General features: G+C 61.2%; 14 protein-coding genes. 5 read left to right on the forward strand and 9 right to left on the reverse strand.

Annotation, left to right across the window (positions count from 1 at the left end):
* Positions 1 to 79 precede the first annotated feature (79 nt).
* Together QM609_RS17130 and QM609_RS17135 are read left to right on the forward strand one after the other, a co-directional pair.
* Entirely contained in the window at positions 80 to 1,255 is a 1,176-nt protein-coding gene (locus QM609_RS17130) for a lipase family protein (RefSeq protein WP_054827626.1), read from the forward strand.
* A gap of 73 nt (positions 1,256 to 1,328) precedes the next feature.
* Positions 1,329 to 1,802 (forward strand): DUF5709 domain-containing protein, encoded by a 474-nt coding sequence (locus QM609_RS17135; RefSeq protein ID WP_003945009.1) that lies wholly within the window; start codon positions 1,329 to 1,331, stop codon positions 1,800 to 1,802.
* Here the strand turns inward: QM609_RS17135 and QM609_RS17140 are convergent.
* Positions 1,791 to 2,840 (reverse strand): GGDEF domain-containing protein, encoded by a 1,050-nt coding sequence (locus QM609_RS17140; RefSeq protein WP_231915093.1) that lies wholly within the window; start codon positions 2,838 to 2,840, stop codon positions 1,791 to 1,793. The two genes, QM609_RS17135 and QM609_RS17140, sit on opposite strands and share 12 nt — an antisense overlap.
* Before the next feature lie 603 nt (positions 2,841 to 3,443).
* Between QM609_RS17140 and QM609_RS17145 the strand changes: the two genes are divergently transcribed.
* Positions 3,444 to 4,427 (forward strand): hypothetical protein, encoded by a 984-nt coding sequence (locus QM609_RS17145; RefSeq protein WP_283337318.1) that lies wholly within the window; start codon positions 3,444 to 3,446, stop codon positions 4,425 to 4,427.
* A gap of 7 nt (positions 4,428 to 4,434) precedes the next feature.
* Here QM609_RS17145 and galE read toward each other — a convergent pair whose 3' ends face one another.
* From galE to QM609_RS17170, 5 genes are read right to left on the reverse strand one after another with little or no spacing between them, the layout of a single operon-like run.
* On the reverse strand, positions 4,435 to 5,433 hold the full coding sequence (galE, locus tag QM609_RS17150) for a UDP-glucose 4-epimerase GalE (RefSeq protein ID WP_042919769.1): 999 nt from the start codon (positions 5,431 to 5,433) through the stop codon (positions 4,435 to 4,437).
* A complete protein-coding gene (locus QM609_RS17155) occupies positions 5,430 to 6,560 on the reverse strand; it encodes a nucleotidyltransferase family protein (RefSeq protein ID WP_042919771.1) in 1,131 nt (376 codons plus the stop codon). Before QM609_RS17155 ends, galE begins: the two co-directional genes overlap by 4 nt.
* Positions 6,539 to 7,417: a hypothetical protein gene (locus tag QM609_RS17160; RefSeq protein WP_228232702.1), complete on the reverse strand. Its 879-nt coding sequence runs from the start codon at positions 7,415 to 7,417 to the stop codon at positions 6,539 to 6,541. The genes QM609_RS17155 and QM609_RS17160 overlap by 22 nt, the downstream gene beginning before the upstream one ends.
* Positions 7,418 to 7,424: 7 nt before the next feature.
* The gene (locus QM609_RS17165; protein ID WP_042919772.1) at positions 7,425 to 7,697 is read right to left on the reverse strand and encodes a PqqD family protein; all 273 of its coding nucleotides are present in this window, start codon (positions 7,695 to 7,697) and stop codon (positions 7,425 to 7,427) included.
* A 46-nt stretch (positions 7,698 to 7,743) separates the two neighbouring features.
* Positions 7,744 to 9,831 carry a glycosyltransferase gene (locus QM609_RS17170; RefSeq protein ID WP_076948443.1) on the reverse strand — a complete coding sequence of 696 codons (2,088 nt, stop codon included), beginning with the start codon at positions 9,829 to 9,831 and terminating at the stop codon, positions 7,744 to 7,746.
* Between the two features lie 52 nt (positions 9,832 to 9,883).
* Between QM609_RS17170 and QM609_RS17175 the strand changes: the two genes are divergently transcribed.
* Complete coding sequence (locus QM609_RS17175) at positions 9,884 to 10,195, forward strand: hypothetical protein (protein ID WP_007732085.1); 312 nt, start codon at positions 9,884 to 9,886, stop codon at positions 10,193 to 10,195.
* Between the two features lie 421 nt (positions 10,196 to 10,616).
* Here the strand turns inward: QM609_RS17175 and QM609_RS17180 are convergent, their stop codons facing one another.
* Complete coding sequence (locus QM609_RS17180) at positions 10,617 to 11,414, reverse strand: ArsR/SmtB family transcription factor (RefSeq protein ID WP_081604857.1); 798 nt, start codon at positions 11,412 to 11,414, stop codon at positions 10,617 to 10,619.
* A gap of 411 nt (positions 11,415 to 11,825) precedes the next feature.
* Between QM609_RS17180 and QM609_RS17185 the strand changes: the two genes are divergently transcribed.
* Complete coding sequence (locus QM609_RS17185) at positions 11,826 to 13,241, forward strand: NAD(P)/FAD-dependent oxidoreductase (RefSeq protein ID WP_283337319.1); 1,416 nt, start codon at positions 11,826 to 11,828, stop codon at positions 13,239 to 13,241.
* Positions 13,242 to 13,324: 83 nt separating this feature from the next.
* On the opposite strand, the gene QM609_RS17190 is transcribed toward QM609_RS17185, so the two are convergent.
* Both QM609_RS17190 and QM609_RS17195 read right to left on the reverse strand, forming a co-directional pair.
* Entirely contained in the window at positions 13,325 to 13,753 is a 429-nt protein-coding gene (locus tag QM609_RS17190; RefSeq protein WP_003945020.1) for a PaaI family thioesterase, read from the reverse strand.
* A 236-nt stretch (positions 13,754 to 13,989) separates the two neighbouring features.
* Positions 13,990 to 14,772: a hypothetical protein gene (locus QM609_RS17195; RefSeq protein ID WP_003944809.1), complete on the reverse strand. Its 783-nt coding sequence runs from the start codon at positions 14,770 to 14,772 to the stop codon at positions 13,990 to 13,992.
* Between the last annotated feature and the right edge of the window lie 61 nt (positions 14,773 to 14,833).

Consider the following 14,833-nt stretch of genomic DNA (forward strand, 5'->3'; position numbering starts at 1 on the left):
ACAGGGTGATGGACCCCGGGTGGGTCCGGACGAGGGGAAAACGTTGAAACTGCGAACCACACGCGTGTTTACCGGATCGATGCTGACTGCCGCTGCACTGACTGCCGCACTGCTCTCCGGGGGGACTGCACAGGCCGATCCCGCATATCCGGCACCGGACCCGGACCCGTTCTACTCGCAAGCAGCTGCCGAGGGGACCGCCGGCACGCCGATCTCCGTGCGCCGGGCCCCTGACCTGATGACCTTTCCCGGCGTCGCGATCTGGCAGGTCAGTTACAGGTCCACGAACTCAGAGAACAAGCCTATTGCCGCGGTCAGCACGATCCTGGTCCCGCCGAATCAAGCACAAGACGGCCCGTTGCTCTCGTATCAGCACATCGTCAATGCACTCGGTACGGGATGTGCGCCATCTCGCGCGCTTTACGCATCGGATCCCAACATCGTCATCCGTGAAGCGCCCATCCTCAACGTCGCGCTGCAACGTGGATGGACCATTGCCCTTCCCGACCATCTCGGACCCAACAGTGCGTACGGCGCCGCGCGCCTGGGCGGACAGATCACGCTCGACGGTATCCGCGCCGTTCAGAAAGTCCCCGAATTGCGTAGTGGCGCCAGCCCTGTGGGTATTGCCGGCTACTCCGGCGGCGGCATGGCCACCGCGTGGGCGGCCGCACTGGCCCCGAGCTACGCACCCGAGGTCAACCTCGTCGGTGTAGCCGAGGGCGGCGTCCCGATGAATCTGTCCAAGATGGCAAACGGCCTCGGACAGGATCCGCACCCGGCATTCGGCCTCGCCTTCGCCGCAGCCATGGGCCTCGAACGCGAGTATCCCGACCTACTGCCGCTGAGCAACCAACTCAACGACCTCGGACGGTCGATGCGGGCCGAACTCACCAACGCGTGCACCAACGACATCCTCAGGGTCGGTGCCGGGCGCAGTGCCTCTCAGGTGTCGACGTCGACATCCTTGCTGTCCAGCCCTGAAGTGCGAAAGGTGATGGACGACAACAGCGTCGAACTCTATCCGGGTGTGCCGACTGCCCCGGTGTTCGAATGGCACACGCCCGACGACGTTCTGATCCCCATCGATTCGGTGGTCAACACGATTTCGCGGTACTGCGCCGCCGGAGCCACGATTCAATCCCAACTGTTCCCCAGCCCGGACCACCTCACCACTGCGGTCCTCGGTCTGCCCACCGCATTCGAGTACCTACAGGACCGATTCGACGGAGTGCCGGCCCCGCGTTCGTGCTGAATGTCTCCGGAGTGATGTATCGAGCAGGCGCGGCACATGGCCAACTCGGTGTGCCCGTGGCATCGTTGATCGTATGAGCGACACGGATGACACCGGCGCGGCCGGCAATGGCGATTACAGTCTCGATCCCGACGACCAGCTTCAACCTGAAGACACTCTGATCGATCGAGGCGTCGACGACATTCTCGACGAGGGAATCTCACCACCGGAACGCCCACTGGGACTTGATGCCCACGGGTTGACCGGCAGCGAGGAATCAGCGGGGGAGACCCTCGACGAGCGCCTGGCCGAAGAAGAACCCGATCCGTACGCGTCGCTCGGAGATCCTTTGAAGGATCCCGCCGATGCCGACGAATTCGAACGGGAAGAAGAATTCCCGAACGGTGACGAAGTGGGTAACCGTCGCGTCGGGCGTCTCGTTGCCGAAGACGAGGGCAGATACGAGGACGAGGAAAGTGAACTCATTGCCGGAGACGTCGGAATCGACGGCGGCGCAGCGTCGGCAGAGGAAGCCGCGATGCATCTGATCGACGATTCAGAGGACTGAACGACCGCCTGACTGTTGTGGCTGTTGTAGCTGTTGATCGGTGAGAACGATGGAGTGGACGTGATTTCCACCCATTCTCTTGCTTTCGTACATCGCCGAATCGGCGAGGCGATGTAGATCGTGAACGCCACTTTCTGCTGCGTGTACGTCCGGCCAGGCGCCGTTGTGGATGGCTATGCCGATGCTGGTCGTCGAGATTGGTTCGCCTGTAGGGGAGTTCATGATGGGCGCGATCCGGGCCAGTAGATCGCCGACGTACGGCAACGGCATCATCTGAACGACGACGAACTCGTCACCGCCGATGCGCGCTATCGCCGCGTCCGATCTGGCCCAGTCGTGTAGTCGATAGGCCGTGCGCAGTATGACTCGGTCGCCGACGTCGTGACCGTAGGTGTCGTTGAAGTGTTTGAAATTGTCGATGTCGATCACCACGACCAGCAAGGACTGGTCGAGGCTGGATTTCGCTTGCAGTAGTTCGGAAGTCCGCCGTGCGAGTCCGCGCCGATTCAGCAGGTCCGTCAACGGATCGAGTTCTGAGCTTTGAGCGTCGTTGCTCAGAAGCGCCAGAGCAATCTGCGTGACCACCGGTATGACAGTGATGACAGGAATGGCAAAGGCAATGCGCCCCAGGACGTCTGGAAGGCCAGAAGGTACATCGGTGAACACGCCGATGCTGGCGACAACGATGACCGCCCCGGAAAACAGCAGGTGCCACAGCTGAGTTCGAAGATTGTGAAAGAAGGCTATGTACGAGCCGACGAGCCCGAAGACGAGACATCCAAGCAATCTCTGATCCGGATTCGCCTCAGCCAGCACGATCACCGCAACAGCGAAGTCCCCGGCAACTACGAAGAAATACGACCTTTCACGGGTGGTTGCTACGACAGGCAGGGCAATTCCGCCGATCATCACAAGCACTGCGACGACGACGTCCAACGGAAATCCGATGGTCTGTACCGAATGAGTGCCCAGTCGCTTCAGCAGAATCGTGATACCCAGGAGGAAAACCAATACGCCGATGCCTATCCGAGTCGGCATGAGAATTCCGTTGTCGCGCAAGAATCGCGTGAATCGGTCAAACTGGTCTGGCACTGCGAGCCAGCGATGCACGACCTTGGGTGTGTCGCTCATCGCGGCCACTGACCATGAGAAGCGGCCGGTCGAATACAACACATGCGGCGATAGTAGTCCGTGGCGATGACAATGGAACTGAACTCGCCTCCAGCCCGTCAACCGTAATACGTCACAGTGACGAATTGAGGTGGGGTAGCCGGAAGTCGGTGAGACGTGTTTATCGGCATCAATCCACATCAGAGCACTTATTGGTCGTTCCTGACGTCCAGGTCGCGCGGCGTAGCCGCAGTCGCCGGCGAGGCCCGGCGGTGATCGGTAGTAATTCAGCCGGCGATCGCGGAGTCGCAATAGTCGAGTCGTGCAAGCCGGTCGCAGATCTCGGACGGAAACGCAGGAAAGCCGGCAAATGTACCGGCAGACAGACATGGGTGGGCGGAAACAAAGAAGGTTGCACGAACCAGGCGTGAACCGGATATCGCCAGGTCGAGAATTTGCCGATAATCTACATTATGTCAAGTAACGGTTAATCGGACGTCCCCCGTCAGCCTGTCCGCTAGCTTTACCCACATGGATTTCGTTGCGCTCATCCTCGGTTCACCACGTGGCCGTCGCTTCTGTGCGAACGTCGGGCACGCGTGCCGCGCCAGCGCAAGCAACTCCGGTGGACACTGGCCTCAATCGCCGGAACATGCGCTCGAAGTTCTCGGCGCTGTTGATATCCGGGCAATCGCCGAGATGTCCGAACTCGAGATTCTGCACTGTCTTGCGTATGCCGTAGATTTTGCACGCTACTGGGAGCCGCCGGACGAAGAAGACCTGATCTCTGTCCGGCCGGATGTCGCAGCGGCGCTGCGACCGATTGCCGAAGCACTACTCGACTCCCCACGCACTGCCTGGTGGGCCGAGCCTGCTGACCTTCTGAACCAGAATCTGGTTGAAAAGCGAAACCCCATTTACGGCTGGTCGGACCTACCCTTGCGGATTTACCGCACAGAAGACGGCCTCGAACAGTGGCGTGCTGAGGCACTCGACAACGAACGTCAGTTTCTGGAATACCAGATCGAAGATCCGGACCGTCACATCGGAGGCGAATGGTGGTCTATCCCGTTTGCCAACGGCACAACCGAAACAACCAGGGCCCGCGACGGTATCGGGGCCCTCGGGGTGATTCTCGAAGAAGACAGCTCCTCGAACGAGGCGCGGGTGCAGCCGGTAAGGATCTACGGCGCGCCCCGCATCTACGAGATCACCGGTCCGCAGGACTGGGCGAATCTGGTCGATACCTATCCCCTGCCTGTGCCCGCTTCACGTCGCTCCGTGTGGTACGACACGACCGGTGAATACCGTGACTGGTTCATTCCGGACTGGGTTTCGGTGTCCGCGGATTACGACGCCGTGCACCTGACCATGATGGCTTATCTGACCACGCCAGGTGTCGCGATCCCGTTGTCGGCCAACGCGGGGGCCACTGTGCTCGCCGGGTGGGATCCGGACGCCACCTTCTGGCTACGTAGCAACAACATCACCGTTGACGACGACCCTACGGGCTGACGTTCGGCTACACCGAGTTGAGCAGGTGCGGCCGCACTGCCAGCCACCGCGCGGTGTCCTCGATCCCCTGTTCCAGGGTGAATGTCGGAACCCACCCGAGTAGTCGCAACGCACGATCGTTCGATGCGTAAGCGCCGGCAGTGTCACCGGTGCGTCGGCCGGCAGCGACCACGTCGATATCTTCGCCGAGCACGTTCTCGAATGTGTGTACCAGCTCCCACACGGTCGTCCCCCGTCCGCTGCCCAGATTGACCACAGTCATGCGTGATGATTCAGCGGTGACCCGGTCGAACCTTTTCAGTGCTCGAACATGAGCGTCTGCAAGGTCCCAGACATGAACGTAGTCACGCACTCCGGATCCGTCGCGCGTCGGCCAATCCGTTCCCGTAACCCTGAAAGGCGTTCCTGTCGAATATGATTCGAACAGCTTTCCGAGTGCGTGGGTCGGGCGTGCCGATGGTGTACCACTTCGCAGATCCGGATCTGCCCCGACGGGGTTGAAGTAGCGTAGAGATATCGCCGATAATTCAGTGGCCGCCGCAATGTCGTCGAGCATCGTTTCGAACTGAGCCTTGCTGTGCGCATAGGGACTCTGCGGTGCGATCCCCCAACGTTCGTCGACACACCCACCGTCGCTCGGCGCATACACCGCCGCAGAGGAACTGAACAAGAAGCGCTCACACCCGTTCCGAAGGACACTCGATACCAGCGTCAGCGACTTGGATACGTTGTTCTCGTAGTACCGCGCCGGGTTACTCACGGAATCTCCGACCACGATCAAGGCCGCACAGTGAACTGTCGCATCGATATCGGAATGATCTGCGAATACTTTGTCGAGCAGTTTCTCGTCCGCGATGTCGCCGCAGTAGAACGGGAATCTGTGCGCAAATTCGGCGCGGCCGGTCAGCAGGTTGTCGAGAATCACGACATCGATCCCGGCGTCGACGCACTTCGACGCGACGGTGCTTCCGATGAATCCCGCTCCGCCCGTGATCAGTACTTTCACGCCGCTCCCCCGGCATCTTCGACGGCAGTCCTCGCACGACGGACGAAGTGGGACACGCGTGAGCGCGCCAAGTCCCATCCACGTAGGTCGCGCCCGTCCCGGATGGAAAGCCGATCACGGTCGAGAAAGAGCGGCACCATGACCAGATCGCGGTAGAGCGAGTGCAGGCGTGGGCGATCCGCCAACCACAGCGTCCATCGCCACCACCAACGCGCCGGGAAGGTCGTCATTCCGGTACTGACGCCGAAGATCGATTCCACCGCCGCCCAGTGGACGTTCACCGCCCGACGGACATCGCGTGGCAACTGGCGTCTGGAGAGCGTCACAGCGAGTTCCGGTTCGGAAGTGAGCAGGTACCCCACGTCGAAGACACTGTTCAACGACAAATCGGCTCGAATCAAGGCCCGATCGGCAAGCCGCGCGTGAGCGATGACGTGCAGCGTCACGTCGGCCATCGCAAGGCGGGATCCTTCCGCCTCCGAGCTGATTCCTCGGACCGCGGCCTCCCGGGTCAGCGCGTGACGGGCGAACCTCGGAAGTAAGTGCGAATGGATTTCGACGGAGCCATGACGGTCGTCGCGAAGGAGTGCCGGTTCCTGGTGATCGTCGTGATCGATGGAGTCGGAGTCCACTTCGTCGGGGCGGACCATTCGGTAGCCGAAATCGAGGATCGCGTCGTTGGCCGGAACGGCATGTGCAGGGTCGACGACCAAAAGGTCGATGTCCGTCATCCGTCGAGCTGCCGGGTTCGGCCAGATTCTTCGCTCGAGAAGGGCGGCACCCTTCAGTGCAACCGTCGGAAAGCCGTTGCTGTGTAACAACTCTTGCAGTTCCACTCGTTGCGCGTCGAGGTCCGAGATCCTTATTGTGTTTCGGTGATGGACAAGGCTCAGCGTCAATTCCGGACTCGATGCGGTGGCCGAGGATTCCGACAGCATTTCCGCGAAGCTCGCAGGTAGGACCGATGCGAAGCCGGCCTCGACCGCTCGGGAGGCGAGCAACGGCAATACCTTGTGCCTTACAGCGGCGTCGATGACTCTGGGCCAATCCTGCTGCGAACACAAGCGGATGACGTCGGCCCCACACTCGGGTTTCAACATGGAAATCAGGTACCGGGTGTCACGCATGACGCCACCAGTTCCTCCACCGTGTCGGCGCCGGTATCGCCGTGATGTCGAATCAGTCTGTAGCACGGGGCATTCGAGAGTAGAGCAGCGATGTTTCTCAGGGTCAATCTGTGGTTGTCGGACCACAGTGCGGATTGCTCGGCCAGCGACTGTATCGCTTGGGGTACGGGCATCGGAGCGAGTCGAGTCGGCCCCTCGTCCCATCCATCGAGGATCAGCACCAGGTCGATTCCGCGAACCGCCGAGCTGACGTTTCGTTCAGAAGGCAAGGTTGACGGGTCCAACGCCCACACCGGCGGGGCGTACGGAAGATACAGCGAATCGTGCGCTTTGATCTCCGGGAGGACGTCGAACGTACCGGCTTTGAGGTGAACCCGCCGCGGTAAGCCCACAGCTTCGGTACCACGAATGAAGACGCCTTCGTCAGCACGCAGTTGTGCACCCCGCATGGCAAGGGCGAGCGCCAAGGTGGTCTTGCCCGCCCCTGAATGCCCGGCGATCGCCACTCTCACACCGTTGCAGTCGACCAGAGCGGCGTGCAGGCGTGTCCACTGTCGGGCGTGCGCGGCCGTCATGACATCCCGGTGCACCGTGCGGTACACGCTCTCCGCGAGCTGGAGACCGTCCAGACCGATCAGCGTTTCATGGCTGCCGCCGATGGTCGATTCGATGGTGACGTCCCAGCGACCGAATGTCGCTCGATTCCGCTGAATCCGAACTTCGACGTTGTTGTCCGCAGGCCACGGGCTGGCAATCCGATGCTCGACGACACCGACCTCGGGTATGCGGAAACCGCGCACAATCGCGTCAACCCAAAGGTAGTGCGCCCGGAATTGTGGTACGTGGTTGCCTGTCACGGAATTCTCACACCAGCAGACGAGAGGTGCTCAGCCGTCCGTACGTCTCGTTGACTACCGACTTCGCCTCGTCGTCAGGGATCTCGAGCACTTCTGCCACGGCCTGGACAATTTCGCTGACGGTCCGGCCGTCACACAGTTCCCACACCAACGTCGCGACCGGGTTGAGGTGATGGGCAACCTCGCTGGAGCTGTCGTACAGCACAACACCGTCGGTGAGATCGTTGCTCTCCACCGTCTGAGAGCGTTGCGGTCTCACACCTTCGAGTAGTTCGGTCAAGATATCTCCTTGATTCAGCGAATCCGATTTCGTTTTGGTGGTGGTCTCACAGTGCGAAGCGTCGTGAGTATTCGGATTCGATTGCGCCCGAACGAATCAGGCTGCGTGTGGAGGCGATGCCGGGCGACAGCGTCAGGCACGTGAGCGCTCCCCCGGCACTCGCATCCACCAGGTAGTCGCCCAGAGTTCGGTAGTGACCCGCCCATTGTCCGAATGCTTCGGGATCTGACTCCGGATCCGCAATCTCGTCGAGAATTCGCTCGAAGGCGCGTGAATGTACGAGAACGGCGTGGACTCCACGGTTCTCAGGACTGGTGCGCAAGAGTGCCGAACCGTCGAGCAGAGCTCCGTCCCTCGATTTCGGGTCGTGTCCGAGGTGGACGACATCCCAATCGCCGTGATCCAACTCTTCGCGGGCATGGCCAAGGATCGATGCGGCGGCATCCAGCAAACTGACGTCGTCAGCAGCGATGAGGACCGAATCCCAGCCCTTCTCAGTCGCCCGAGCGAGCGCACGACGCCACGAGACGGTGAAGGCCGCGTCCTGATTCATCGCGTCCTCGAAAGCCGACACTCTTTCCACCGCTGTTACGCGCGGTAAGCGAATGAATCTATGCCAGGACGCTTTCCATCTGTCGATGTCAAGATCGAGATTCACGACGGCAACACCGAGGTCCGACTGAGAATCCTCGACAACGGGGTTGGGTTCTCCCCCTACTCGGACAGGCGACAGTGGGCGATCGAGCACAACGTCGACTGCGCCTCGCTCGAGCAGATAAGCCGCCAGTGAGAAGTCGGACGGCACGGGTCCGTTGATCCTTCGTGAGAGTTCGTCTCGCAAAGTTCCGTATGTCGCCGCGCGAACAATCAGTGCAGCTCCGACCAGATCTTCGCCGTGTGCGTGGATGACAGCCGTATCGGCTTCGGCGGGGAGGTCGTCGACGATGTTCCGTAGCTTGTACATAACCGCGGGTTCGATCACGCGCGCCTCGTCCAGAAAAACCACCGACTTCCAGCCCAGCAGAATTGCCTTGTCGAGTCCGGCGACGAACGCAGAGACCGTCCTCCACCCATCCGGACCGTCGTCCTCCGCCGGAATGGCACGGTGAACGGTCAGTTCGATCGACTCGGCCTCCGCCAGGCATGAACGCCACGGAGCGACTCGGCCGTCGTCGCTGAGAACGACCACCCCACCGAAGACCAACTCGGGTCGCTGGACGCTCAGCTCGGCACGGCGACGAATCTCGGGATACGAATCACCGAGGTACCTGGAGAACTGACGATGGAGTGAGTCGAGATCCCATCCGACCTCACTCCAACCGAGCAGGTAATTGTGAACACGATCTTCCCAGTTTATTCGATACGGGACACCGGCCGGGCGCGCGAATCGATGGTGCCAACCAAATGTCGGAAGGCAGACGACCTTTCCGCCGTTGATCCGGAACTTCTCGTGGATGTATCCCTCTTCACCGCCGAATCCGGTGAAGTGCGAGTTCAATCCCGGCCATGCCTCACGCCTGCAGGCAAATGAGCCGAGGCCCTGCATGACGATCTCGAAAGGCACGTCAGGGTGTTGCTTCGCTCGCGGATCAACTCCCCACGAGCCGAACATCCCGTTGCGCCACTTGGGGTCCATGTGGGTGGCCGCGATGTGCGAGGAATCCTGGGAGAGCATCGGTCCCTGGATCAGATCGTCGGTTTCCGGGTCCGCATCGAAATACGCCAGCAACGCCGACAACGATCCCGGTGCCAAGATCACGTGGGAGTCGAGGACCAGGACGTACTTTCCTGTTGCCTTGCGGAACAGGACGTCCCGCACCGCAGTCGATCGAACGTCGGTGAACGGAACGTAGCGGAACCGATCGATATACCCCGCAAACGATTCGAGCATCGGCGCCGGCAACCCCTCGGGGTTGTTGTCCAACAAGACGAATTCGACTCTGTCCAGAACCTCGCGATGATGGACCAAGATCGAGTGGATCGTGAAGTACGCGCCGTCGAAATCGTCGTAGGTCGCGATCGCGATAGTCAGATCGGCCGGTTCTCCGTGCGGTGGAGTCTCCTTCACCTGAACCGACCCCGCGCTCTGAAACTTCTTCAGAGCGCGGTGTAGCGCGACATCGAACTCTGTCATCGTCGGTGTTCCCCCTCGGAACCAGTCGCGTCGTGTCGGCTACGTAGGTTCCGTGGGATTCGTCGGCTGGGTCGGAGGGGTCGGGAAGGTCGGCTCGGTGCGAGTGGTTGGCACTGTCGGTACGGTTGGCACAGTCGGGACGGTCGGCTCCGTCGGCACAGTCGGCCCGGTCGGCTTAGCCGTCGTCGTTCCACCGGAACCTGAAGAGCTACCGGTTGATCCGGAACCTGTGGAACTTCCAGACGATCCCGAACTCCCGGAACTACCCGAACTGCCTGACGATCCCGAACTTCCCGATGATCCGGGGTTGCCCGGCTCGTTTCCGCCCGGCTGGTTCCCTCCCGGAGTATGGCCACCGGGCTGATTCCCGCCTGGTTGTTCGCCGCCTGGTTGATTCGGGTTCTGCTGGCCACGACTTGGCGCTCCGGAGAGATTCGGCGTGTCTCCGGCTGCGAAGGCCGGCGCCGCACCACCGAGGCTGATCGACGTCACGACGGGCACAGTTACCGCCGAGGCCGCTAGAACTGTCTTGACGAACTTGCGTCGATCAACCGGAACATTCTGAAAAGCGTCGTCGCCCATAGTGTTTCTCCCATGCGTCCGAGACGAGGTCGTCCTCACTCGATGTCGGGCAAAACGCTAGCATCCTTCCGGCAACTTTACAGACTGAACCCGCCGAAATTTGGTTCTTATGCGAAGTTGAGACTGGACTGGGCCGGCAATTCGGACGGGAGTACGACAATTCCCTCCAGCACAGGGAGCACGTTTGTCCTGTTCCATCACCGTCAGCCGGCCGGCATCTCCCACGGCGCCACCGGAAGAGTGCTTCCGGTTTCGAGGTAGGACTTCAGGTTCGACAACACCGCCGACCATCCACCGGCCACCTCCATGCGAGCCGATTCGTCCGCCAAATCGGTGTGCTTGACGGTCAGTCGCACGATCGCGCCGAAGGCTTCGATGTCGAAACTCACCCGAGAGATGTCGACGCCCGGTTCGCCGTTCGGATCAGCCCAGGTGGTGACCAACCTCGACGGAGGGTTGCTCTCGACTACGGTGCCGACTACATCGGCAATGTTCGAACCGTCGATCCGGCGGTGCTCCCAGGTCGATCCCGGCTGCCAGTCGGAGACGTTGCTGTGTCCCCAATACTCTGCGGTGGCCTGTGCGTCGGTGAGCGCTTTCCAGACGTTGTCCGCCGTGCTCGCAATGTAGGTGACGTACACAAAACTGGGCTTGTCGGTCATGGCTTCCTCCGCAATTCTTTTGACGGTACTGAGCGCACGAAGGCGCGGTACCTCGAACTTGTTGATCCACCGCTCTCGAATCTCCTCGAGCGCAACGGGATTGAGATAGTGAAGCTTTGCCCTCCCCTGTCGGACCGTGCTGATCAGATTGGCGTCCTCGAGCATGGTGAGGTGTTGAGTGACAGCTTGCCGACTCATGTCGAGGCTGTCGCACAGCTCGCCGAGCGACTGACCGTTGGCTACGAACAAGCGGTCCAGGAGAAGCCTTCGTGTGGGATCGGCCAGTGCTTTGAAGGCTGCATTCATCCGGTCGTTCACAACTTCACAATATGCAAGCATTTACTTGCATGTCAACGGTTGGGCGTGCCGGGTTTCGAAAGTTGGGACAGATGAGGTGTGATGTCTCTAGGCAGATGTGATCTGAATCCCGGATTGCACCGTAAGAGAGGTTGGGCACATGGACTGGGCAGCAATTGGAGTGGGTGTCGGGTATGCCTCGGTGGCCCTGTCGATCCTGGTTTTCGTCGGCGGGTGCATCGCACTGTTCATCTTGTCCGTCCGCCAGTAGCTGACACCTCGACAAAGTGGTGATCACCCCGGGGTCCGGCCAAGCCGATCACCTCGGGAGTGATCACCCTCGAGGCCGCTTGATCGATTCGGACACACCGGCGCGCGTCGGACTGCTCGCAGAGAAGCTCGGCCGCGGTGGGACTACCGTAGGACTGTCGCCTAGAACTCGAGGAGTACGGAATGAGCATCCAGTCGGTTGAACCGCACCGCCACCGCGTAGTGGTGATCGGTTCCGGCTTCGGAGGATTGTTCGGCACTCAGGCTCTCAAAAAAGCCGATGCCGACATCACGATGATCGCGCGTACAACCCACCATCTGTTTCAGCCGCTCCTCTATCAGGTTGCGACCGGCATCCTCTCGGTCGGTGACATCGCTCCCGCCACGAGACTGGTGCTGCGCAAGCAGAAGAACGCACAGGTACTGCTCGGTGAGGTCGAGACAATTGATCTCGAGAATCAGACCGTGACCTCGCGCCTGCTCGAACGCGTCACGGTTACGCCGTTCGACAGTCTGATCGTGGCAGCCGGTGCCGGTCAGTCGTACTTCGGCAACGACCAGTTCGCGGAGTTCGCCCCCGGAATGAAAACGATCGACGACGCCCTCGAACTGCGCGGACGAATCCTCGGGGCCTTCGAACAGGCCGAACTGTCGGACGATCCCGCCGAGCGTGCGCGCTTGCTCACCTTCGTCGTTGTCGGCGCCGGCCCCACCGGCGTGGAGTTGGCCGGGCAGATCGCCGAGCTTTCCCGTCGAACGCTGGACGGCGCGTTCCGCAAGATCGATCCTCGTGAAGCGCGCGTCGTGCTCCTCGACGGCGCCCCTGCCGTGTTGCCCGTGTACGGCGGGAAGCTCAGCCGCAAGGCTGCCGAGACGCTCGAGAAGCTCGGCGTCGAGATCCAGCTCGACGCGATGGTCACCGACGTGGACAACGACGGTCTCATCATCAAGGAGAAGGACGGCACGCTTCGCCGTATCGAGTCGCAGTGCAAGGTGTGGTCCGCCGGCGTGCAGGCCAGCCCCCTCGGCAAGCAGCTCGCTGAACAGAGCGGCGGAGAAACCGACCGCGCCGGCCGCGTCATGGTCAATCCCGACTTGTCTCTGCCCGGGCACCCCAACGTCTTTGTCATCGGCGACATGATGTCGCTCGACAAGCTGCCCGGATTGGCTCAGGTTGCCATGCAGGGTGGCAAGTACGCGGCCAAGCAGATCAAAGCGTCACTGGACGGCAAGTCCCCGTCGGAACGAGTTCCGTTCAAGTACTTCGACAAGGGCAGTATGGCAACGATCTCGCGCTTCAGCGCGGTAGCCAAGATGGGCAAGCTCGAGATCAGCGGCTTCATCGGGTGGGTTGCCTGGCTGGCAATTCACCTCCTCTACCTCGTCGGATTCCGTTCCCGTGCCTCGACGCTGTTGTCGTGGGCGGTGACGTTCTTCGGGCGTGGCCGTGCTCAGATGGCGTCCACCGAGCAGCAGGTCTTCGCGCGAAACGCGATGGGCGAATTGGAGAAGAAAAACAAGGAAGCGACGGAGTCCGGCAGCGCTTCGAATGGCGAAGCCAAGAAGGCTGCCGGCAAGCAGCAGAAGGCCGCCGGCTGATCAACACCTGAGTGACCGGCGGAGGGCGGCTGTGGAGTTCAACTCCGCAGCCGCCCTCCGTCATTCGATCGACTGCCGCGTGGTCAGTTTCCGATCTTCGCCACCTCGGTGATGTTCGCGAGGCGAACCTGTCCCTTGGAAACGAGTCGGTCGTTCTCGTCGGTGATGCGAACTTCCCAGAGTTGCTGGGTGCGTCCGCGATGAATCGGGGTGGCTTCAGCGGTGAGAGTGCCCTCCCGCGTTGCGCGCAGGAAGTCGGTGTTGTTGTTGACTCCGACCACGTGTCCTCGCTCGCCCAGCCACACGGTGCCACCGACGCTGGCGAGAGACTCCACCACCGAGCAGTACACACCCCCGTGCTGTATCCCGGCGGGCTGGTGCAGCGTGGGCTTGACGGTCCATTGCGCCCGCACGCGATCTGGGCTCAGTTCGGTGTATTCCAGGCCGATGGTGGCGTCGAAGCCCGTTCCGAGCCGTTTCATCATCTCTGCGGTCTCAGCAGTGTCGACCATGCCATCTCCATCTGTGATTCTCTGGCGCCGGTGTGGCTGCCACTCCCTACCTGATTACACGAGAGGTAACTCGAGCTTGGAATCAGGTCTGGAAAAAGAACCGGCGGGTTTCACATCATTCGATGTGAAACCCGCCGTGGGAAGGACCGGGAGTCTCTGCAGCCCTCAGGACTCCGGCGCGGTCCGGCAGTTTCGTCACTCTCGCGGGGTGTAACTCTCCGCGTGGTGTTCCACAATCATAGGCAAGGCTGACCTAATTTAGCAAGCCCTTCGTCGAACTGGTTCCAACGAGGACGCAGCGAGACCTTGCGGCGTGCACGCACGGGCAGTCCGGCGGCGACAAAAGCGTCCAGCAGCCCCTGCCCGCGGCGCTGAGCGGCTGATTCGCCCCCGCCGGCCAAGATGGGGACATATGCCGCTGCGCCCAGGATCGACTCCCCTACCAAGCCCCAGAATCTGAACTGGTCGACGGGCGCACACCTGGAGACGGCGTCGTAGATCGCCCGTAGCGAGGTCAGGCAACGGTGCGCGGTCCAGACGAGGAGCGCTTCTTCGCACGGCATGTCGACGACGCCGTCACTGCCGGACTCCCGTCCGTTCGGCGCAACGCGCAGAGTCTCGTCGATCACCCCGGCCCAGTCGATACCGCCGTCGCTGTCCATGTGGATGAACAGGTTCTCGAGGCCTGGATCCCAAGCGGCACCTTCGGAGACGATCGATGCGGCAACCCTGCCGACCACAGCGTGAATCAGTGATGTTGCGACCTGTATCGCCGCAGCTTCGGCACTGTCGAGATCCTGGAGCGAGCGGGCGAACATCTGATGCACCCGATCCCCGCACAAGCCTTCACTCAACTGCCACCAACGCCGTTTGCCTTCACCTGACATGGCGGCAACCGCGTAGACGCGCGGGTAGTCAGGGTTGAGTGCTCGTAGGCGAACGCTGGTGCGGCTCAATGCGTTCGACCGGAGTTCGAATTCACGAACATCCGCATGCTGGGTGGTCAAGGTGATTGTCACCGTGCACTCCAATCGGCCGAAGTTGTCTTGTGGTTCTTAATGTAGGTTAGCCTCACCATAA

Source organism: Rhodococcus sp. IEGM 1302 (assembly GCF_030056935.1).
In the GTDB taxonomy this organism is placed as follows: domain Bacteria; phylum Actinomycetota; class Actinomycetes; order Mycobacteriales; family Mycobacteriaceae; genus Rhodococcus_F; species Rhodococcus_F qingshengii.